The sequence below is a fragment of the Pseudomonas sp. GW822-FHT06B12 genome (assembly GCF_058799675.1).
Window position 1 is genome coordinate 244,934 of sequence record NZ_JBXALR010000002.1, and the last position, 19,208, is coordinate 264,141.

The window sequence follows — 19,208 nt, forward strand, 5'->3', positions numbered from 1 at the left end:
CGCGAATGCATCGATCTACGGGTTAAATCGTAGATCGAGCGCTCTAGACCGCTTAATTGAGAGTTTCTACCAATAGTGCGTCGACACGCTGAAAGCCCCGCGGCAGCTTGTTGCCACGGCGTCCGCGCTCACCTTTGTAGTGTTCGAGGTCGTCGGCTTTCAGCGACAGCGTGCGCTTACCGGCCTGCAGGACCAGAGTCGCGCCTTCCGGCAATACCGCGATGTCGGTGACATATTCCTCGCGACTGGCTACACGTTCGCCGGAGATACCGATGATCTTGTTGCCTTTGCCCTTGCCCAGCTGCGGCAGGTCGCTGATTTTGAAGATCAGCAGGCGACCTTCGGTGGTCACCGAAGCCAACCAGTTCTGCTCACGGTCGCTCACCGGACGCGGCAGGATCACCTTGGCGTTGTTCGGCAGGCTCAACAGTGCCTTGCCGGCCTTGTTCTTGGCTTGCAGGTCTTCACCCTTGACCACAAAACCGTAACCGGCGTCCGAGGCGATGACGTACAGCCCATCGTCCTCAGGCATCAATACGCATTCGAAGGTCGCGCCTGGCGGCGGTGTCAGGCGACCAGTCAACGGTTCGCCCTGGCCACGGGCCGACGGCAACGTATGCGCCGGCACCGAATAACTGCGGCCGGTAGAATCGATAAACACCGCAAACTGGTTGGAACGACCGGCGGCCGCCGTTTTGAAGCCGTCCCCGGCCTTGTAGGAAAGCCCGGTGGCGTCGATGTCGTGGCCCTTGGCCGAACGTACCCAGCCTTTTTCGGACAGCACCACGGTGACTTTTTCGTTCGGCAGCAGATCGTGTTCGGTCAAAGCCTTGGCTTCGGCACGCTCGACAATCGGCGAGCGACGGTCGTCGCCATAGGTTTCGGCGTCCTTGATCAGCTCGCTGCGCACCAGCTTCTTCAGCTTGGTTTCGCTGCCCAGCAAGGCTTGCAGCTTGGCTTGTTCCTTGAGCAGTTCATCCTGCTCGTCGCGCAGCTTCATTTCTTCGAGTCGCGCCAACTGACGCAGGCGGGTGTCGAGAATGTAGTCGGCCTGGATTTCGCTCAGGGCGAAGCGCTCGATCAGCTTGGCTTTCGGGTGCTCCTCGGTGCGGATGATGTGGATCACCTCATCCAGGTTGAGGTAGGCGATCAGCAAACCGTCCAACAGGTGCAGGCGACGCTCGACCTTGTCCAGGCGGAATTGCAGGCGGCGACGCACGGTATTAACCCGGAACTCCAGCCATTCCACCAGCAACGCTCGCAGGTTTTTCAGCTGCGGCTTGCCATCCAGGCCAATGATGTTGATGTTGACCCGATAGCTAGACTCCAGCTCGGTGCTGGCGAACAGGTGCTGCATCAACGCTTCATGATCGACCCGGCTGTTGACCGGAATGATCACGATACGGCATGGGTTCTCGTGGTCCGACTCGTCGCGCAGGTCCGCCACTTGCGGGGCCTTGGACGGCTTGGCCTGCATCATTGCGGCAATCTGTTCCAGCACTTTGGCGCCGGAGACCTGATGCGGCAGCGAAGTGACGATAATGTCGCCGTCTTCAATGTGGTACACGGCGCGCATGCGCACCGAACCGCGCCCGGTTTCGTAGATTTTCAGCAGGTCGGCGCGCGGCGTGATGATTTCCGCTTCGGTCGGATAATCCGGGCCCTGGATGTGTTCACAGAGCTGCTCGACCGTGGCTTTGGGCTCATCGAGCAAACGCACGCAGGCCGTGGCGACTTCCCGCAGGTTGTGCGGCGGAACGTCGGTGGCCATGCCCACGGCGATGCCGGTGGTGCCGTTGAGCAGGATATTCGGCAAACGTGCCGGCAAAACCAGCGGTTCGTCGAGGGTGCCGTCGAAGTTCGGCCCCCAATCCGCCGTGCCCTGGCCCAGCTCGCTGAGCAGCACTTCGGAATAACGCGACAGGCGCGCTTCGGTGTAACGCATGGCGGCGAAGGATTTCGGATCATCCGGCGCACCCCAGTTACCCTGCCCGTCTACCAGCGTGTAGCGGTAGCTGAACGGCTGGGCCATCAGCACCATGGCTTCATAGCACGCCGAATCGCCGTGAGGGTGGAACTTGCCGAGCACGTCACCGACCGTACGCGCGGATTTCTTGTGCTTGGAGTCAGCGTCCAGCCCCAACTCGCTCATGGCGTAGATGATACGCCGCTGTACAGGCTTCAGGCCGTCGCCGATGTGCGGCAAGGCACGGTCCATGATCACGTACATGGAGTAGTTGAGGTAGGCATTTTCGGTGAAGTCGGCCAGTGAGCGGCGTTCTACGCCGTCTAGGCTGAGATCCAGGGAGTCGCTCATGCGGGCCTCATCATTTCGTTGTCTGGCGCAGCAGCAAGGTGCCACCGCGCTGGGTAAATTCAAGTTGTTTCAGGACGTTCATGGCTTGGCGCTCCAGCCACCTTGCGGCGCAGCAAAGCGCCAGACAATCGGCCGGGCTTCGCCGTCCGCACGAGCACCGTTGTTGTTGTCGATGCCGATCCAGGCGCCATCGGCATCGACCACCAGTGCTTCGGCCAGACCGTAAGGTTGTGAATAACGTCGATGTTCCTGCAACGCTTCAGCAGCGAATGACCAGCAACGCTCGACCTTGGCACTCAGCGCATCGCGACGGCAGAGTTGAAAAGCATTGCGCTCCAGAGTGAAGAGTTTGCCGTTGAACAGTGCCAGGTCGGCAAAGTCTCTGGACACCGGCTTGGCCTTGGGAAACTGCGCGGGCTGCATTTCCCGGCCGGCTTCGCTCAACAGCACGCAGCTGCCGTCACAATCCCAGACGGTCTGCTGACGCTTGAGCAGCAGCAGTCCGCGTCGCTCGCGCTCGGCCGCCAACCATAACCGATCACCTTCCGGATTGATTGCCAGCCCTTCGAACAGCGCATTGAAGTGCAGCAACATGCCACTGGCTCGCGCCTCGCGGACCATGATCGGTGAAATTTTCAGCCACGAGGCAGGCCCCTGTAACGGCACTTGCAGTACCGCAGCATGGGCCTCACTGACGATGTAGCGGTTACCGGCCTTGTCGCAGGTGATCCCCTCGAAATCCAGACTTCCACCGCGCACGAACGATGCCGCCCACGTGCGCGATTTCAGCCCCCAGGGCAACCCGCTGTCAGGCACCGGCGGCACATCGATGCGCACGGTTTCGGCCTGCCAGACGTTCTCGCTGGTGTCGAGCCGATAGATCTGGTCATCGTCACGATCGGAAACCGTCCACAGGTCTTTACCGCACAGCGCCAACCCCGACAGATTGCCGCCGCGCATGCCGTCCACCGCGTGCTCGGAAACCAGCGTCAGTTCAGGCGCTGGTTCTGCCGCAACGGTGGACGCCAACAGCAGCAACGCGAGGGCGAAACCGCTCCGCATCAGGCCAGAACCTCGGCCAGGTTACCTTTGGATTCCAGCCAGGACTTGCGGTCGCCAGCACGTTTTTTCGCCAGCAACATGTCCATCATTTCCGACGTGGCTTCGAAATCATCCAGCGTCAGTTGCACCAGACGCCGAGTGTTCGGGTCCATGGTGGTTTCACGCAGTTGCGGCGGATTCATTTCACCCAGGCCCTTGAATCGGGTGACCTGCGGCTTGCCGCGTTTCTTCTCGGCCACCAGACGATCGAGAATGCCATCGCGCTCGGCTTCGTCGAGGGCGTAGTAAATCTCTTTGCCGAGGTCGATACGGTACAACGGTGGCATCGCCACGTAGACGTGACCGGCGTCCACCAAGGGGCGGAAATGCTGGACGAACAACGCGCACAGCAAAGTCGCGATGTGCAGACCGTCGGAGTCGGCGTCGGCGAGGATGCAGATCTTGCCGTAACGCAGCTGGCTCATGTCCGCAGCGCCCGGGTCGACACCAATGGCCACGGCAATGTTGTGCACTTCCTGGCTGGCCAGCACTTCGCTGCCGTCGACTTCCCAGGTGTTCAGAATCTTCCCGCGTAACGGCAGGATCGCCTGGAACTCTTTGTCCCGCGCTTGCTTGGCCGAACCGCCAGCGGAATCACCTTCCACCAGGAACAGCTCGGAACGCATCGGGTCCTGCCCGGCGCAATCGGCGAGTTTGCCCGGCAAGGCCGGACCCTGGGTGATGCGTTTACGCTCGACCTTTTTGCTGGCCTTCAAACGACGGCCGGCGTTGTTGATCGCCAACTCTGCCAGCAGCATGCCCGTTTCGGGATTGGCGTTGAGCCACAGGCTGAAGGCGTCCTTGACCACACCGGAAACAAACGCCGCCGCCTCGCGAGACGACAAACGCTCTTTGGTCTGGCCGGAGAATTGTGGTTCCTGCATTTTCATCGACAGGACGAAAGCAATACGTTCCCAGACGTCTTCCGGCGCCAGCTTCACGCCACGCGGCAGCAGGCTGCGGAACTCGCAGAACTCGCGCATCGCGTCGAGCAAGCCCTGACGCAGACCGTTGACATGAGTACCGCCCTGGGCCGTCGGGATCAGGTTGACGTAGCTTTCCTGCACGCTGTCGCCACCTTCGGGCAGCCACAGCAGCGCCCAGTCGACCGCTTCTTTATTACCGGCCAGGCTGCCGCAGAAGGGTTCGTCGGGCAGGCGTTCGAATTCGCTGACCGCGTCTACCAGGTAAGAACGCAGACCGTCTTCGTAATGCCATTCGACTTTTTCGCCGGTGGCCTTGTCTTCAAAACTGACCAGCAGCCCCGGGCACAATACGGCCTTGGCCTTGAGTACGTGTTTGAGGCGGCTGATGGAGAATTTCGGTGAATCGAAGTATTTCGGGTCCGGCGCGAAGTACACGCTGGTCCCGGTGTTGCGCTTGCCAACGGTGCCGACCACTTCCAGATCGGTGGCCTTGTAGCCATCGGCGAAGGTCATCTGGTACTCGTTGCCATCGCGTTTGACGCGCACCCGGACCTGAGTCGACAGGGCGTTGACCACCGAAATACCCACCCCGTGCAAACCGCCGGAGAACTGGTAGTTCTTGTTGGAGAACTTGCCGCCGGCGTGCAGCTTGGTGAGGATCAGCTCGACGCCCGAGACGCCCTCTTCGGGGTGAATATCCACCGGCATGCCACGGCCGTCATCGCTGACTTCCAGAGAGTGGTCGGCGTGGAGGATGACCTGCACCGATGTCGCATGCCCGGCCAAGGCTTCGTCGACACTGTTGTCGATGACTTCCTGGGCGAGGTGGTTCGGCCGACTGGTGTCGGTGTACATGCCGGGGCGTTTGCGCACCGGGTCGAGGCCCGAGAGGACTTCGATGGCGTCTGCGTTATAAGAGCTAGCGCTGGGAGTGGCCATGGGGTCTCATCGTCAGTCGTTCATGAAAATAGGGGCGAGGGTTCACAGTGCAGTGAAATCGATCGCCTGGTACACATCGCAGCCATAGCCGGCAAAACTCAACAGGGCCGGCAATTGCTCGGCGAACCCCTGGAAACTATGGTCGCCACCGGCCTGGATGCGCAAGGCACAGGCTCGGTAATACTGCTGGGCGAGGCGATAGTCCAGCGTTTCGTCCCCGGTTTGCAACCACACCTGATACCGCTGCGGGTCCTGGGGCGCCGACACTTCCAGCTCGGCCAGGGCCGTCACATGGTCGCGGGTCAATTCCCAGGTCTCTTCGGTATACAGGTTTTTCTGTGTGCCCAGGTATCCGTCGAACATCCGATGCGGGCTGACGGCAGGGTTGATCAACAGGGCCTTGAGGCCATGGCGCTCGGCAAGGTGAGTGGCATAGTAGCCGCCGAGGGAGCTGCCGACCAGCAGTGGCCGTCCCAGTGTGGCAATCGCCTGTTCCAGCTGACCGATGGCCTCGCGCGGATGGTGATGCAAGGCCGGCACCAGCAACTGGTCACTCAGGCCCAGACGATCCATCACGCCGACCAGCTGACAGGCCTTTTTCGACGACGGTGCGCTGTTGAAACCGTGGATATAGAGGATCGAACCAGACATGCGAGCTCCCTGTGCGACGGGCAAAGATGCCGCAGTTTACAGGGAGTAGAGCGGATCGGGGACATCCACAGAAATCAGCTCCTCTTTAAGGACGCCATCGCGAGCAGGCTCGCTCCCACAGTGGATCTGCGGTGAGCACACCATTTGTGAACACCCGAGATCAATGTGGGAGCGAGCCTGCTCGCGATGGCCGCGACTCGGTTTTCCTGAGCCACAAAATTTTCAGTAGCCGTTGGAACCGTAATCGACCTGAAACTCGAACCCGGTCACACGCTCGACCCCGGTTTCCAGCCGTCCGTCCGGCAGTAACCGCAGCCAGCGATAGCCTGGCGCCAGGGTATCGACCTTGAAATCCACGCTGCCAGGCTCGAACTGGATGCAGGTCGACGGCGAAGCAAGCAGCCGCACGCCGTTGCGTAATTGATCGATTTCCTGATGCACGTGGCCCCAGAGCACCGCCCGAACCTGTGGAAAACGATCGAGCACGGCAAACAAGGCTTCCGGGTTGCGCAGGCCAATCGGTTCCATCCAGGCACAACCAATGGACACCGGATGATGGTGGAAGCACACCAGATGATGGCGCTCCGGCGCTTCGCTCAGGGCGCGGGCGAGCAATTGCAACTGATCATCCTGCAAATACCCCGGCACCGAGCCGGGCACCGCCGAATCCAGCAATGTGACCCGCCAGTTACCAATGTCCACCACAGGCGTAAGCAGCTGACTCTGGACCGCCGCCTGGGCCATGATCTGCGGCTCATCGTGGTTACCCGGAATCCAGCGCGCGGGCGCATCGATCTGCCGGGTCATTTCACGAAACTGCTGATACGACTCGAGTGTGCCGTCCTGGGACAGGTCACCGCTGGCGATCATCAGGTCGATATGCGGCTGCTGCGCCAGCACCAACTCGATAACCTTTTGCAGGCTGTCGCGGGTTTTCATGCCCAGCAACGTCCCATCCGCCTCGGCGAACAGATGACTGTCAGTCAGCTGCACCAGCAGAACGGGGTCGTTGGCGGTCAGAGTGGATACGCTCGGCAAGGCGTTCTCCCAAGGCGTGATCACGAATATGGATGAATGGCGCAATTATGCTGGGGGAAATTGAAAAGAGGAAACCCGTGAACCGGACGCAGTTCACAACTAATGCATCGCTAGCGCACGACCTCGAACTCATGCCCGCAGGCCAGGCAATGACTCAGCCATTCGCCAAGGAATACATTGAGCTGGGCTTTTTCGTCTGGCTGGTGCATCAACGCATTCGGGTAAGGATAGATACCGCGAAAGCGCCGCGCATGTTCGGCACTGATGACTTCGGCCATGCGCGCGTCGTGGTAGACCTGGACTTCCAGCTGCGGCACCGGCAGCCACGGCAGGCTGTGCTCCTGGCGCACTCGCAGGGTCGTGGTGTACGGACACGCTTGCAGCACTTCCAGCATCAGCACACCCAGCATTTGCTCGCCCTGGGTCATTGCTATGCGCCGGGCAGTTGGCTGGTTGCGCATCTCCGGCAACAGGCGCATCAGACGGGCGTAGTTGGCCTCGCACGAGCTTTGCAGACCCACGAGGTCGACCCGATAACGATCGCGCTGTTTGTTTACGACCATAGCCCCCTCACTTCAACGCGGTTCAAAGCCAGCCATTGCAAGGCAATAATGCTTGCCGCGTTGGAAATCCGTCCATCACGTACGGCTTGCAGGGCATCTTCAAAGTCCCAAACCGTGACGCGAATATCTTCTGCTTCCTCCACCAGCCCATGCAGGCCGCCGGCCCCGGCACTGTTACACCGCCCCAGATACAAGTGCACATATTCGGTACTGCCACCGGGCGATGGAAAATAATTGAGCATCGGCCACAGAGCAGTGAATACCAGTCCAGCTTCCTCCTGCGCTTCGCGGTGAGCAACTTCTTCCGGTATTTCGTCTTTATCGATCAGACCAGCGACCAGTTCGATCAGCCACGGGTTCTCAGTCTTGCCCAATGCACCGACGCGAAATTGCTCGATCAATACCACTTCGTCGCGCTGCGGATCGTAAGGCAACACGCATACAGCATCATGCCGCACGAACAACTCGCGACTGATCTCGCGACTCATACCACCGGCAAACAGCTCATGGCGCAGGTGCACGCGATCAAGCTTGTAGAAACCCCTGTAGCAGTTTTCGCTGCGCACGATGTCTACGATGGTCGGGGTGGCATTGGCAAAATCAGTCATAACAATCCTCGTTTACTGTCAATCCGTCCGAGGTTCCCCCTCAGGCTTCGCGCCATCCTAACGTGCTCACTGCGGTTGATGCAGCCTCTTTGCAGTTGCCGGGATGGACGGCAGGGGGGCAAACCTACTCTAATTGATACTATTGAGCTTAGTGGCGAACCGACCGCCACGCTGGCAGTCGAAGCCGGTAACTTTTGCCTTTCACTGATTCATGAAGGACGCCCATGTCGCTGTTGAAAATCGCCTCCGTGGCCTGCATTGCCCTCACGCTCGGCGCCTGCCAAAGCCTGTTCCAACCCAGCTATCGGGCACAGGTGACATCCACTCGCGATGCGTCCGAGCAGGTCAAGCCGGGTTGCGACGGCCCCGACTGCCCGCTGGTGAATATCGATACAGTGCATTTTCCGACCGACCCGCAACTGGACCGGATCGTCGAACAGCGCCTGCTGCAAATGACCCGCACCTCAGCAGGCGCAGCGCTGCCGCCCTCGCTCAACGCCTACCGCGAACAGTTCCTGCATGAGTCGGGCGAGCGCAACAGCGTCTACCTGCAAGCCAAGGTACGTGAGCAGCATGACGGACTGGTGATCATTGAAGTGTCCAGCTATCTGGACACGGGCGCGGCCAATGGCACACCGGGACGGGGTTTCATCAACTACTCGCGCCAGCTGCAAAAAGAGCTGAGCCTGAGTGACATGCTCTTGCCGGGGCAGGAAGTGGCGTTCTGGAAGACCGCGCAAGTCGCGCACAATAGCTGGCTGATCAATTCGCAGATGGATCGGGATCCGGACTTCGTCAAAAGCTGGCCCTTCCTGAAAACCCCGAACGTGGCGTTGACCAGCGCCGGGGTGGTTCTCAAGTACAACGTGGCGACCATCGCGCCGTATTCGAGTGGCCTCATCGAGATGACCATCCCCTACGCCCGCCTCAAGGGTCAGATCAAGCCCGAGCTGGTGCCTGAGCGTAGCTGAAGACCCGACCCAGCAGCAGTTGCAGCAGCCCTGCCAACACCAGCGATGGCAGGGTTGCGCCGACCTCCGGATACAGATTCGCCAGCAAGTGATAGGTGCTCACTCCGCCCAACCAGGCAAGCAATGCCGGCCAGCGCAAAGCGGCTGACGCAACCTGAGCGCTGCGCTTGCGCAGGATGAAGTGATCCACCAGCACCACGCCAAACAGCGGCGCGAACACCGAGCCGATCAACAGCAGGAAGTTCTGGTACTGGGCCAGTGGCGCCAGGCACGCGATCAAGGTGCAGACCACACCGATGGCCAAAGCCAGGTGTTCGACTTTCATGCGCAACAGAATCCCGCTGGACACCGCCGCCGAGTGAATGTCGGCGAAAGCGTTTTCCGACTCATCGAGCAGAATCAGCAACAGCGGAATGCCCAAACCGGCACCGGCCAGCGCCAACAGCAAGGCATTGACTTCACCACTCGGGGCGAACGCCAGGGTGTAGGCAACGCCCAGGCTCATCAGCCAGAAGTTACCAATGAAGAAGCCCAGCGCCGTGCCGCCGAATACGCTTTTCGCACGCTTGCCGAAACGCGAGTAGTCGGCAATCAGTGGCAGCCACGACAGTGGCATCGCGATGGCGATATCAAACCCCACGGCGAACGGCATCGAACCGTCACCGGCCTGCGCCCACAGCGCAGCCAGATCGGCTTTGGCGAAGAGGTTCCAGGTCAGCCAGAGGCACGCCGCCAACAGCAACCAGATGCCCCACTTGCGCAGGATCTTACGGACAAAAGTCAGCGGACCGCTGACAGCGAGCAAGGTCGCCAGGGCGCCAAACACCAGCGTCCAGAACAATGGGCTGGCCATCAGGCTGCCGTCGCTGAACGCACGGGTGCCAAGCAGGCTGGCCGCGTCGCGCATGACGATGATTTCGAACGAGCCCCAACCGATCAGTTGCAGCAGGTTCAGCAGCGCCGGCAGGCTCGCGCCGCGACTGCCGAGGCTGAGTTTCAGCGCGGCCATGGCTGACAGGCCGGTATCGCTGCCGATCACCCCGACACACGCCAGCAGCAGAACGCCGACCAGGGTGCCAAGGAAAATCGCCAGCAACGAGCCCGACAGACCCAGCCCCGGCGCAAGCAAGGCGCCCGTCTGCAAGACCATCAGACCGATGCCGAGGGAGAACCACAGGGAGAACAGATCGCGGGCACCGAAGACACGCTGGGCCAGAGGCACGGCGTGGTCGGGGGAATAGGTACTGGGTTGAATGCTCAAGGGTGTTATCTCAGAGGGATAAAGTGTGTCATTGGTATTTTCCGTGCTTAGTCTGGCCCCTTCGCGAGCAAGCCCGCTCCCACACTTGATCTCATGTGAACACAAAATTTGTGTACGACTGAGACCTAATGTGGGAGCGGGCTTGCTCGCGAAGACGGCAGCACAGACGCCGTCAATCCCGGGTCAGATCAAACCTTCTTGTACAGCTGACTGCCTTCCTGCTTGAAGCGCGCGGCCTGTTCGGCCAGGCCTTGGGCGACTTCGGCATCGACGGTTTCGATCCGCTGGTTGGCCGCATACTCACGGACTTCCTGGGTGATTTTCATCGAGCAGAATTTCGGTCCGCACATCGAGCAGAAATGCGCGACCTTGGCCGAGTCCTTTGGCAGCGTTTCATCGTGGTACGAACGCGCGGTGTCCGGATCCAGACCGAGGTTGAACTGGTCTTCCCAGCGGAACTCAAAACGCGCCTTGCTCAAGGCGTTGTCGCGGATCTGCGCGCCCGGATGCCCCTTGGCCAGGTCAGCCGCGTGGGCGGCGATCTTGTAGGTGATGATCCCGGTCTTCACGTCATCCTTGTTCGGCAGGCCCAAGTGTTCCTTCGGCGTGACGTAGCACAGCATGGCGCAACCGAACCAGCCGATCATCGCCGCACCGATGCCCGAGGTGATGTGGTCGTAACCCGGTGCAATGTCGGTGGTCAGCGGGCCGAGGGTGTAGAACGGCGCCTCGTCGCAGCACTCGAGCTGCTTGTCCATGTTCTCTTTGATCAACTGCATCGGCACGTGGCCGGGGCCTTCGATCATGCACTGCACATCGTGCTTCCAGGCAATTTTGGTCAGCTCGCCGAGGGTTTCCAGCTCACCGAATTGCGCTTCGTCGTTGGCGTCGGCAATCGAGCCCGGACGCAGGCCATCGCCCAGCGAGAAGCTGACGTCGTAGGCCTTCATGATTTCGCAGATGTCTTCGAAATGAGTGTAGAGGAAGTTCTCTTTGTGGTGCGCCAGACACCACTTGGCCATGATCGAGCCGCCACGGGACACGATACCGGTCACGCGTTTGGCGGTCAGCGGCACGTAGCGCAGCAACACACCGGCGTGGATGGTGAAGTAGTCGACGCCCTGCTCCGCCTGCTCGATCAACGTGTCGCGGAACAGCTCCCAAGTCAGGTCTTCGGCAGCGCCGCCGACTTTTTCCAGAGCCTGATAGATCGGCACCGTACCGATCGGCACCGGCGAGTTGCGGATGATCCACTCGCGGGTTTCATGAATGTGCTTGCCGGTAGACAGGTCCATGACCGTGTCCGAACCCCAGCGAATGCCCCAGGTCAGTTTCGCCACTTCTTCTTCGATGGACGAACCCAGCGCGCTGTTGCCGATGTTGCCGTTGATCTTCACCAGGAAGTTACGGCCGATGATCATCGGTTCCAGTTCGGTGTGGTTGATGTTCGCCGGAATGATCGCGCGACCGCGAGCGATCTCCTCACGAACGAACTCCGGGGTGATGATTTTCGGCACGCTGGCGCCAAAGCTGTGGCCGGCGTGTTGCTGATCCAGAAGACCTGCGGCACGGGCCACTTCGAGCTTCATGTTTTCGCGGATGGCGACGTATTCCATCTCGGCGGTGATGATGCCTTTGCGGGCATAGTGCATCTGGCTGACGTTGGCGCCCGGCTTGGCGCGGCGCGGGTTGTTCACGTGAGCGAAACGCAGCTTGGTCAGCTCCGCATCGGCCAGGCGTTCCTGGCCGAAGTTCGAGCTCAAGCCGGCCAGACGCTCGGTGTCACCACGGGCTTCGATCCACGGCGAACGCACATCGCCCAGGCCTTTGCGCACATCGATGATCACGTTAGGGTCGGTGTACGGACCCGAAGTATCGTAGACCACGACCGGCGCGTTGATCTCACCGCCGAAGTCGGTTGGCGTCACGTCGAGGCTGATTTCGCGCATCGGCACGAGGATGTCCGGGCGAGTGCCCTGGACATAAATTTTCTGCGAGCGGGTAAACGGCTGAACCGATTGCTGATCGACCTTGGCCGAGTCACTCAGATTGATTGCATTTTTTGATTTTGTAGTCATCACGGGCTCTCCAGACTTCATCCAGGCAGTGGATTTTTTGTCGGAGCGAACCTGTAACGAATGGACGCAGCCCACCAGTGAAAACTCCAACTGGATGAGTGCTGTGCTGAGTGCACGAGAGCTGTTCGATTGTCGAACAACATCCCGGACGAAGCACAAGAGGACTCGCCGGGTGACGAGAAATCTTGTTCCCTACGCAGGCATAAACCTGATCAGGTTCAACGGGATCCGAAATTATTCGATCTCAGCCTCATAGCAAGGCACCCCGACAAGAACCCGGCCAGTCTAGACACAACTGGTAAAGAACGCCAACACCGGTGCAAACAGCGTGATGAATGGCGTAATTACAGGATTGTTGCCGCAAGCCGGCGCATCTACACTCGCTACGCCATGCTGCGCCTTGACGCTGTAAAGCGCGCGCCGTAGCCTTGGCGCTCAGATTATTATCGTAATATAAATTTTAGGGATCGCTCATGCTGCGCAAACTCTCACTGGCTCTCGCCGTGTCTTGTGCGTCCAATGGAATGGCCTGGGCAGCAGAAGCGCCCTTATCGACCAAGACCGATCTGGTCAGCGTCTACCAGGAAGCCGTCGACAACAACGCCGACCTGGCCGCCGCCCGCGCTCAATATGGCGCGCAAAAGGAAGTCGTGCCCCAGGCCCGCGCCGGCCTGCTGCCGAACCTCTCGGGGGGTGCCGAAGTCGCCGATGTGCGGACGAAAATCGATCAGCCGTCAGCCATTGCCAACCGCAGTGCCCACTTCTATCAAGCGACACTGGCCCAGCCGTTGTTCCGCGCCGATCGCTGGTTCCAGTTCCAGGCGGCGAAGGATGTCAACGAGCAAGCGGCGCTGCAACTCTCGGCGACCGAGCAGAACCTGATCCTGCAAAGCGCCGAAACCTACTTCAACGTGCTGCGCAGTCAGGACAACCTCGCCTCGACCAAGGCCGAGGAAGCGGCGTTCAAGCGCCAGCTCGATCAGTCCAATGAGCGTTTCGATGTGGGCCTCTCGGACAAGACCGACGTGCTGCAATCGCAAGCCAGTTATGACACCGCGCGCGCCAACCGGATCCTCGCCCAGCGCCAGGTGGATGATGCGTTCGAAGCGCTGATCACCCTGACCAACCGTCAGTACAACTCGATCCAGGGCATCGTCCACACCTTACCGGTCCTGCCGCCAGCGCCGAACGACGCCAAGGCCTGGGTCGACACCGCCGCCAAACAGAACCTCAACCTGCTGGCCAGCAACTACGCGGTCAGCGCCGCCGAAGAAACGCTCAAGCAGCGCAAGGCCGGTCACGCACCGACCCTCGACGCCGTGGCGCAGTACAAGACCGGTGACAACGATGCGCTGGGTTTCAGCAATCCAAGTGCCTTTGGTCAACCGTACGGCGGCACCGTCTCGCAGAGCACGGTCGGCCTGCAACTGAACATTCCGATCTACAGCGGCGGGCTGACCAGCTCGCAGGTTCGCGAGTCGTACTCGCGCCTGGACCAAAGCGAACAGCAACGCGAAGCGCTGCGTCGGCAAGTGGTGGAAAACACCCGCAACCTGCACCGTGCAGTGAACAGCGATGTCGAGCAGGTGCAGGCGCGCCGCCAGTCGATCATCTCGAACCAGAGCGCGGTGGACGCCACGGAAATCGGTTATCAGGTGGGTACGCGCAATATCGTCGACGTGCTCGACGCCCAGCGTCAGCTGTACACCTCGGTGCGCAACTACAACAACAGCCGCTACGACTACATTCTCGACAACCTGCGCCTGAAGCAGGCTGCCGGCACCCTCAGCCCGGGCGACTTGCAGGACCTGAAGCGTTATCTCAAGGCCGACTACAACCCGGACAAGGACTTCCTGCCGCCGGACCTGGCCAAGGCTGCAGCGGAACAGCTGAAGGCTAATCCGGGTCAGTAAAATCAAACGGCATTCGCGAGCAAGCCCGCTCCCACAGGGTTTATGCGGACCTGTGGGAGCGGGCTTGCTCGCGAATGAAGACGACTCGGTTTAACGGTTGATCAACCGCCCCAACCCATCCAGCAATCGCTGCAAGGCGCCCTGATTGGCGCGCATCACCGTAAGCCCCGCCTCTGCCATTCGCTGCGCATCGCGTGGCAACTCGAACAACCGCTGCACCGCCAGCGCCAACCCTTGGGCGTCATCCACTTCCTGCAATGCCTTGGCATCGCGCATCAGCGTGGCGATCTCAAGGAAGTTGAACAGGTGCGGCCCGCTCAACACCGGTTTGGCCAGCGCCGCCGGCTCCAGCAGGTTATGCCCGCCGTTAGGCACCAGGCTGCCGCCGACAAACGCGCTGTCAGCCAAGGCGTAGAGAAACAGCAACTCGCCCATGGTGTCGCCAAGCAACACTGAGGTGTTGGCGCTGACCGCTTCGCCAGTCGAACGGCGGATCGTGTTGAAACCCTGCTGCTGGCAGAGCTCGAACACCGGGTTGAAGCGCTCGGGGTGACGCGGCACCAGAATCAGCAGCGCATCCGGATGGCTGGCGAGCAATTGTCGATGGGCCGCCAGCACCACTTCGTCTTCGCCTTCATGGGTGCTCGCGGCGATCCACACCGGGCGCTCGACCGCTTGCCATTGCCGACGCAACTCGGCGGCGCGCTGTAGCAGTTTTGGGTCGATGCTCAAATCGAACTTGATCGAGCCGGTCACTTCGACCGTTTCCGCACGCGCCCCCAACTGCCGAAAACGCTCGGCTTCGGCCTCGGTCTGCACCGCGAACAAACTCATCTCGGCGAGCATCGGCTGGGTCAATTTACCGAATCGGCCGTAGCCTTTGGCCGAACGCTCCGAGAGCCGGGCATTGGCCAGCGCTACCGGAATCCCGCGTTTGGCGCACTGATGGATGTGGTTGGGCCACAACTCGGTTTCCATGATCACCGCCAGTTTCGGCTGGACCCTGTCGAGGAAGCGCGCTGCCGCACAGGGCAAATCGTAAGGCAGATAGCAGTGCTGGATGCGCGGCTCATGGGCGAACATCGCGTGAATCCGCTCGGAGCCGGTCGGGGTCATGCAGGTCACAGTGATCGGCAGCTGTGGATAACGTTCGAGCAACGCCCGAATCATCGGTGCAGCGGCAATGCTTTCGCCAACCGACACCGCGTGCACCCAGATGCCACCGGGCTTCATCACCGGTAAGCCGATGGAGAAGCGCTCACCAATACGCTTGGCATACGCCGGCGCCTTGCGCGAGCGCAACCACAGCCGAATCGCTACCAGTGGCAGCCCCAGGTAAAACAGCGCGGTGTAGAGAGTTCTATTCATGGCGGCGGAGTTTATCGGCTTTTTTAGCCGATCGCCTGCAAGTGCACGGCAAAACGTTCCGCCAACCAACGCGCGGCCGGCCCCAGCGGTTCATCACGTCGCCAGACCAGCTCCACCACCAGGGCTGGCGGGGTCCATTCGCTGACCAGCTCGACCATCTGCCCGTGATACGCCGGGTACTGCACCACATGCCGTGGCAGCCAGGCCCAGCCCAGTCCGCGCATCAGCCACTCAGCCAGGACATAAAAACTGTCGGCCCGCCAAACTTGCGGGCTGGCTTGTTCACTGCCGGGGTAGACGCTGGACTGGGTAGCCATCAGCAGTTGCCGAAACTGTGCCAATTGCTGGCAATCCACCTGGCCTCCCACCGCCAGCGGATGCCCCACGCCGCATACCGTGACCATCTCGACACTGCCCAACACCCGACGCTCCAGGGCTTCGGGGATCTGTTCGTGATAAAACAGCAAGCCCAGATCCGCCTGGCGCTCCACCAATTTGCGCGCCACATCGCCTTGGGCGGCACTGGCCAGTTGCACTTCCAGACTGGGAAATTGCTCGGCCAATGCTTCGAGGCTGTCGAGCACTGGCTGATACGGCATGGCCTCATCCTGCGCCAGACGCAACCGCGCCTCCTGACCGCGCATCAACGCCAGCGCTCGACCATTGAGTCGCTCGCACTGGCGCAACACTTCCCGCGCCTCTTCGAGCAATGCGCTGCCGGCTTCGGTCAGGCGTGGCTGGCGACCGCTACTGCGATCAAACAGGTTCACGCCAAGGTCGGCTTCAAGCAGCGCAATTGAACTACTGACCGCCGACTGTGCCTTACGTTGGTCCCGCGCTACCGCCGAAAACGAACGTTGCTCGGCGACACTGACGAACAAACGCATCTGCTCCAGACTCCATTGCACACTCATGGCTCAACCCATCTTCAAATCAGATAGGTAATGACTTTACCCCATCTCCAGAGTCTCTAGAATGCCGACCTTATCAAGTAGGTCCAAACACGAGGAACGCCCCATGAACGCTTACTACTACCTGGCTATCGCCATCTGCGCCGAAGTGATCGCCACCGTATCGATGAAAGCGGTCAAGGGCCTGAGCACGCCAATTCCGCTGCTGTTGATCACTGTCGGTTATGGCATCGCGTTCTGGATGCTGACCCTGGTAGTACGCACCATTCCGGTTGGCGTTACCTACGCGGTCTGGGCCGGCATGGGCATCGTGATGGTCAGCATCGCGGCGCTGTTCCTCTACGACCAGAAACTCGACATCCCGGCCATGCTTGGCATGGCGCTGATCGTGCTGGGTGTGGTGGTCATCCAGTTGTTCTCGAAAACCGCGGGGCACTAAGAGCAGCTTCAAGCCTCAAGCTACAAGCGGCAAGAAAGAGCAACACCAGTCCTCTTGCAGCTTGAGGCTTGAAGCTTGCCGCTAGGCTGTATACTGCGCCTCTAGTCCTGAACTCTGAGGTCGCTGCATGCCATCTGTTATTTCCACCGACGTGCTGATTGTCGGCGCTGGTGTCGCCGGCCTCTGGCTGAACGCACGCCTGCGTCGCCAGGGTTTTTCAACCGTACTGGTGGAAAGCGCCAGCCTCGGCGGCGGACAGAGCGTGAAGTCCCAGGGGATCATCCACGGCGGCGCTAAATACGCGCTGCACGGCGCGCTGACCGGCGCCTCGGAAGCGATTGCCGACATGCCGCGACGTTGGCGTGCTGCGTTGGCCGGTGACGGCGAACTGGACCTGTCCGGTGTGCGCCTGCTGTCTGAATCCCACTACCTGTGGTCCCCCGGCACTCTCGCTGGCAACCTCACCAGCTTCTTCGCCAGTAAAGCGGTGCGCGGCCGGGTCGATCAGGTCAAAGGCGAGCAACTGCCGCCGGCCCTGCAAGACAAACGCTTCAAGGGCAAGGTCTATCGCCTGGCAGAACTGGTGGTCGATGTGCCGAGCCTGATCGGGCGTCTGGCCGAGCTGGCCGGTGACGGCTTGCTGGCGGGACAGAAGATCGAGCCACTGCTGGAAAACGCTGAACTGGTCGGCCTGCGAGTCGACGAGCGTGAGATCCGTGCACAGCGCATCGTCCTTAGCGCCGGTGCCGGCAATGCCGACTTGCTCAGCGCCCTTGGCCTGAGCCAGCCGGCCATGCAGCGTCGACCGCTGCACATGATCATCGTCAAAGGCCCGAGCCTCAAACCGCTGTATGCCCACTGCCTGGGCGGCGGACCAAAGCCACGCATCACCGTCACCACTCACCCGGCCGCCGATGGTCAATGGATCTGGTACGTGGGCGGAGATATCGCCGAAGCCGAAGGCGTGGCTCGCGAACCCGCCGCACAAATCGCCGCCGCGCAGAAAGAACTCGGCAACCTGTTGCCGTGGGTCGACCTCAGTCAGGCGCAATGGGCGACCTTGCGGGTCGAGCGCGCCGAGCCACTGCAATCAGGCCTGAGCCGCCCGGACAACGCCTTCCTCGCCGAGCAGGACCGTCTGCTGGTGGGCTGGCCGACCAAACTGGCACTGGCACCGGACTTCGCTGACCGGGTAATGGCGTCGCTGCAACGCGACGGCATCCAGCCAAGCCACCCGGCCCCGTTGCCGACGCTGCCAAAACCACCGATGGGCGTGCCGGCCTGGGAGCAACTGCTGCCATGAGCCAAGCCACCCTGCACAACCTGCATCGCCCGCTGGGCAGTACTGGCCTGCTGGTTTCGCCGCTGGGCCTGGGCACGGTGAAACTCGGTCGCGACCAAGGGGTGAAATACCCCAACGGCTTCCAGATCCCGGACGATGATGAAGCGCGCAGGCTGCTCAAGCTGACCCGCGACCTGGGCATCAACCTGATCGATACCGCCCCCGCCTATGGCCGCAGCGAAGAACGCCTCGGCCCGCTGCTGCGCGGTCAGCGTCAGGATTGGGTGATTGTCAGCAAGGTCGGTGAGGAATTCGCCGATGGCCAGTCCCGCCACGACTTCAGCGCTGCACACACGCGCTTTTCCGTCGAACGCAGCCTGCAACGTCTGGAAACCGACTTTATTGATCTGGTGCTGGTGCATTCGGACGGCAACGATCTGGCGATCCTCAACGAGTGCGAGGTCTACCAGACGCTCGCCGAGCTTAAGCGCGAAGGCAAGATTCGCGGCTTCGGGTTTTCCGGCAAAACTGTCGATGGTGGTTTGAAGGCTCTGGAACAAGGCGATTGCGCCATGGTCACCTACAATCTCAACGAGCAGGCCGAGCGGCCAGTCATCGACTACGCTGCTGCCCACGGCAAAGCGATCCTGGTGAAGAAGGCTCTGGCCAGCGGTCACGTCTGCCTAAGCCCGGGTGTAGACCCGGTACGCGCCAGCTTCGAGTTGTTGTTCGCGCAACCCGGTGTCGCCAGTGCTATTGTCGGGACCATTAATCCGCTGCACCTCGCCCACAATGTGGCGACTGTTGCTCAAGTCCTACGTAGTCGTTGAACAGCCGCCAAG

At 60.9% G+C, this 19,208-nt stretch carries 16 protein-coding genes and 1 riboswitch; of the genes, 5 read left to right on the forward strand and 11 right to left on the reverse strand.

Annotated features, from left to right (window positions below; all coding sequences use genetic code 11):
- Positions 1 to 52: 52 nt before the first annotated feature.
- The 7 genes from parC to AC1RKH_RS05890 all read right to left on the reverse strand — a co-directional run bounded on the left by parC (position 53) and on the right by AC1RKH_RS05890 (position 8,143).
- Positions 53 to 2,317 carry a DNA topoisomerase IV subunit A gene (gene parC, locus AC1RKH_RS05860; protein ID WP_493062098.1) on the reverse strand — a complete coding sequence of 755 codons (2,265 nt, stop codon included), beginning with the start codon at positions 2,315 to 2,317 and terminating at the stop codon, positions 53 to 55.
- Positions 2,318 to 2,395: 78 nt separating this feature from the next.
- Positions 2,396 to 3,379 carry an esterase-like activity of phytase family protein gene (locus AC1RKH_RS05865; protein WP_493062097.1) on the reverse strand — a complete coding sequence of 328 codons (984 nt, stop codon included), beginning with the start codon at positions 3,377 to 3,379 and terminating at the stop codon, positions 2,396 to 2,398.
- Positions 3,379 to 5,283, reverse strand: a complete 1,905-nt coding sequence (gene parE / locus AC1RKH_RS05870) for a DNA topoisomerase IV subunit B (protein ID WP_123423806.1) — start codon at positions 5,281 to 5,283, stop codon at positions 3,379 to 3,381. The genes AC1RKH_RS05865 and parE overlap by 1 nt, the downstream gene beginning before the upstream one ends.
- A gap of 42 nt (positions 5,284 to 5,325) precedes the next feature.
- Positions 5,326 to 5,934 (reverse strand): YqiA/YcfP family alpha/beta fold hydrolase, encoded by a 609-nt coding sequence (locus AC1RKH_RS05875; RefSeq protein WP_493062096.1) that lies wholly within the window; start codon positions 5,932 to 5,934, stop codon positions 5,326 to 5,328.
- Between the two features lie 222 nt (positions 5,935 to 6,156).
- The gene (gene cpdA / locus AC1RKH_RS05880) at positions 6,157 to 6,972 is read right to left on the reverse strand and encodes a 3',5'-cyclic-AMP phosphodiesterase (protein ID WP_493062095.1); all 816 of its coding nucleotides are present in this window, start codon (positions 6,970 to 6,972) and stop codon (positions 6,157 to 6,159) included.
- 110 nt (positions 6,973 to 7,082) lie between these two features.
- A complete protein-coding gene (locus AC1RKH_RS05885; RefSeq protein ID WP_123423809.1) occupies positions 7,083 to 7,535 on the reverse strand; it encodes a DUF1249 domain-containing protein in 453 nt (150 codons plus the stop codon).
- On the reverse strand, positions 7,526 to 8,143 hold the full coding sequence (locus AC1RKH_RS05890) for an NUDIX domain-containing protein (RefSeq protein ID WP_493062094.1): 618 nt from the start codon (positions 8,141 to 8,143) through the stop codon (positions 7,526 to 7,528). Before AC1RKH_RS05890 ends, AC1RKH_RS05885 begins: the two co-directional genes overlap by 10 nt.
- Positions 8,144 to 8,367: 224 nt before the next feature.
- On the opposite strand from AC1RKH_RS05890, the gene AC1RKH_RS05895 reads away from it, so the two are divergent.
- A complete protein-coding gene (locus AC1RKH_RS05895) occupies positions 8,368 to 9,114 on the forward strand; it encodes an RsiV family protein (RefSeq protein WP_493062093.1) in 747 nt (248 codons plus the stop codon).
- Here the strand turns inward: AC1RKH_RS05895 and cytX are convergent.
- Both cytX and thiC read right to left on the reverse strand, forming a co-directional pair.
- Positions 9,083 to 10,375 (reverse strand): putative hydroxymethylpyrimidine transporter CytX, encoded by a 1,293-nt coding sequence (gene cytX, locus AC1RKH_RS05900; RefSeq protein WP_493062092.1) that lies wholly within the window; start codon positions 10,373 to 10,375, stop codon positions 9,083 to 9,085. The two genes, AC1RKH_RS05895 and cytX, sit on opposite strands and share 32 nt — an antisense overlap.
- Before the next feature lie 188 nt (positions 10,376 to 10,563).
- Entirely contained in the window at positions 10,564 to 12,453 is a 1,890-nt protein-coding gene (thiC, locus tag AC1RKH_RS05905) for a phosphomethylpyrimidine synthase ThiC (protein ID WP_493062091.1), read from the reverse strand.
- Between the two features lie 172 nt (positions 12,454 to 12,625).
- Positions 12,626 to 12,731, reverse strand: a riboswitch (TPP riboswitch).
- A 195-nt stretch (positions 12,732 to 12,926) separates the two neighbouring features.
- Here thiC and AC1RKH_RS05910 point away from each other — a divergent pair.
- Positions 12,927 to 14,366, forward strand: coding sequence for a TolC family outer membrane protein (locus AC1RKH_RS05910; RefSeq protein ID WP_493062090.1), 1,440 nt, complete (start codon positions 12,927 to 12,929; stop codon positions 14,364 to 14,366).
- A 90-nt stretch (positions 14,367 to 14,456) separates the two neighbouring features.
- On the opposite strand, the gene waaA is transcribed toward AC1RKH_RS05910, so the two are convergent.
- Complete coding sequence (gene waaA, locus AC1RKH_RS05915; protein ID WP_493062089.1) at positions 14,457 to 15,734, reverse strand: lipid IV(A) 3-deoxy-D-manno-octulosonic acid transferase; 1,278 nt, start codon at positions 15,732 to 15,734, stop codon at positions 14,457 to 14,459.
- 23 nt (positions 15,735 to 15,757) lie between these two features.
- Complete coding sequence (locus tag AC1RKH_RS05920) at positions 15,758 to 16,648, reverse strand: LysR family transcriptional regulator (RefSeq protein ID WP_493062088.1); 891 nt, start codon at positions 16,646 to 16,648, stop codon at positions 15,758 to 15,760.
- A gap of 103 nt (positions 16,649 to 16,751) precedes the next feature.
- On the opposite strand from AC1RKH_RS05920, the gene AC1RKH_RS05925 reads away from it, so the two are divergent.
- The 3 genes from AC1RKH_RS05925 (at position 16,752) to AC1RKH_RS05935 (ending at position 19,196) form a co-directional block, all read left to right on the forward strand.
- Entirely contained in the window at positions 16,752 to 17,084 is a 333-nt protein-coding gene (locus tag AC1RKH_RS05925) for a DMT family transporter (protein WP_123423818.1), read from the forward strand.
- 127 nt (positions 17,085 to 17,211) lie between these two features.
- On the forward strand, positions 17,212 to 18,387 hold the full coding sequence (locus AC1RKH_RS05930) for an NAD(P)/FAD-dependent oxidoreductase (RefSeq protein ID WP_493062087.1): 1,176 nt from the start codon (positions 17,212 to 17,214) through the stop codon (positions 18,385 to 18,387).
- Positions 18,384 to 19,196: an aldo/keto reductase gene (locus AC1RKH_RS05935; RefSeq protein ID WP_493062086.1), complete on the forward strand. Its 813-nt coding sequence runs from the start codon at positions 18,384 to 18,386 to the stop codon at positions 19,194 to 19,196. The genes AC1RKH_RS05930 and AC1RKH_RS05935 overlap by 4 nt, the downstream gene beginning before the upstream one ends.
- Positions 19,197 to 19,208: the final 12 nt, after the last annotated feature.

Coding starts and splice junctions, on each gene's coding strand:
- parC (WP_493062098.1), bottom strand. CDS start 2,317: ATGAGCGACTCCCTGGATCTCAGCCTAGACGGCGTAGAACGCCGCTCA.
- AC1RKH_RS05865 (WP_493062097.1), bottom strand. CDS start 3,379: ATGCGGAGCGGTTTCGCCCTCGCGTTGCTGCTGTTGGCGTCCACCGTT.
- parE (WP_123423806.1), bottom strand. CDS start 5,283: ATGGCCACTCCCAGCGCTAGCTCTTATAACGCAGACGCCATCGAAGTC.
- AC1RKH_RS05875 (WP_493062096.1), bottom strand. CDS start 5,934: ATGTCTGGTTCGATCCTCTATATCCACGGTTTCAACAGCGCACCGTCG.
- AC1RKH_RS05885 (WP_123423809.1), bottom strand. CDS start 7,535: ATGGTCGTAAACAAACAGCGCGATCGTTATCGGGTCGACCTCGTGGGT.
- AC1RKH_RS05890 (WP_493062094.1), bottom strand. CDS start 8,143: ATGACTGATTTTGCCAATGCCACCCCGACCATCGTAGACATCGTGCGC.
- AC1RKH_RS05895 (WP_493062093.1), top strand. CDS start 8,368: ATGTCGCTGTTGAAAATCGCCTCCGTGGCCTGCATTGCCCTCACGCTC.
- thiC (WP_493062091.1), bottom strand. CDS start 12,453: ATGACTACAAAATCAAAAAATGCAATCAATCTGAGTGACTCGGCCAAG.
- AC1RKH_RS05910 (WP_493062090.1), top strand. CDS start 12,927: ATGCTGCGCAAACTCTCACTGGCTCTCGCCGTGTCTTGTGCGTCCAAT.
- waaA (WP_493062089.1), bottom strand. CDS start 15,734: ATGAATAGAACTCTCTACACCGCGCTGTTTTACCTGGGGCTGCCACTG.
- AC1RKH_RS05920 (WP_493062088.1), bottom strand. CDS start 16,648: ATGAGTGTGCAATGGAGTCTGGAGCAGATGCGTTTGTTCGTCAGTGTC.
- AC1RKH_RS05925 (WP_123423818.1), top strand. CDS start 16,752: ATGAACGCTTACTACTACCTGGCTATCGCCATCTGCGCCGAAGTGATC.
- AC1RKH_RS05930 (WP_493062087.1), top strand. CDS start 17,212: ATGCCATCTGTTATTTCCACCGACGTGCTGATTGTCGGCGCTGGTGTC.
- AC1RKH_RS05935 (WP_493062086.1), top strand. CDS start 18,384: ATGAGCCAAGCCACCCTGCACAACCTGCATCGCCCGCTGGGCAGTACT.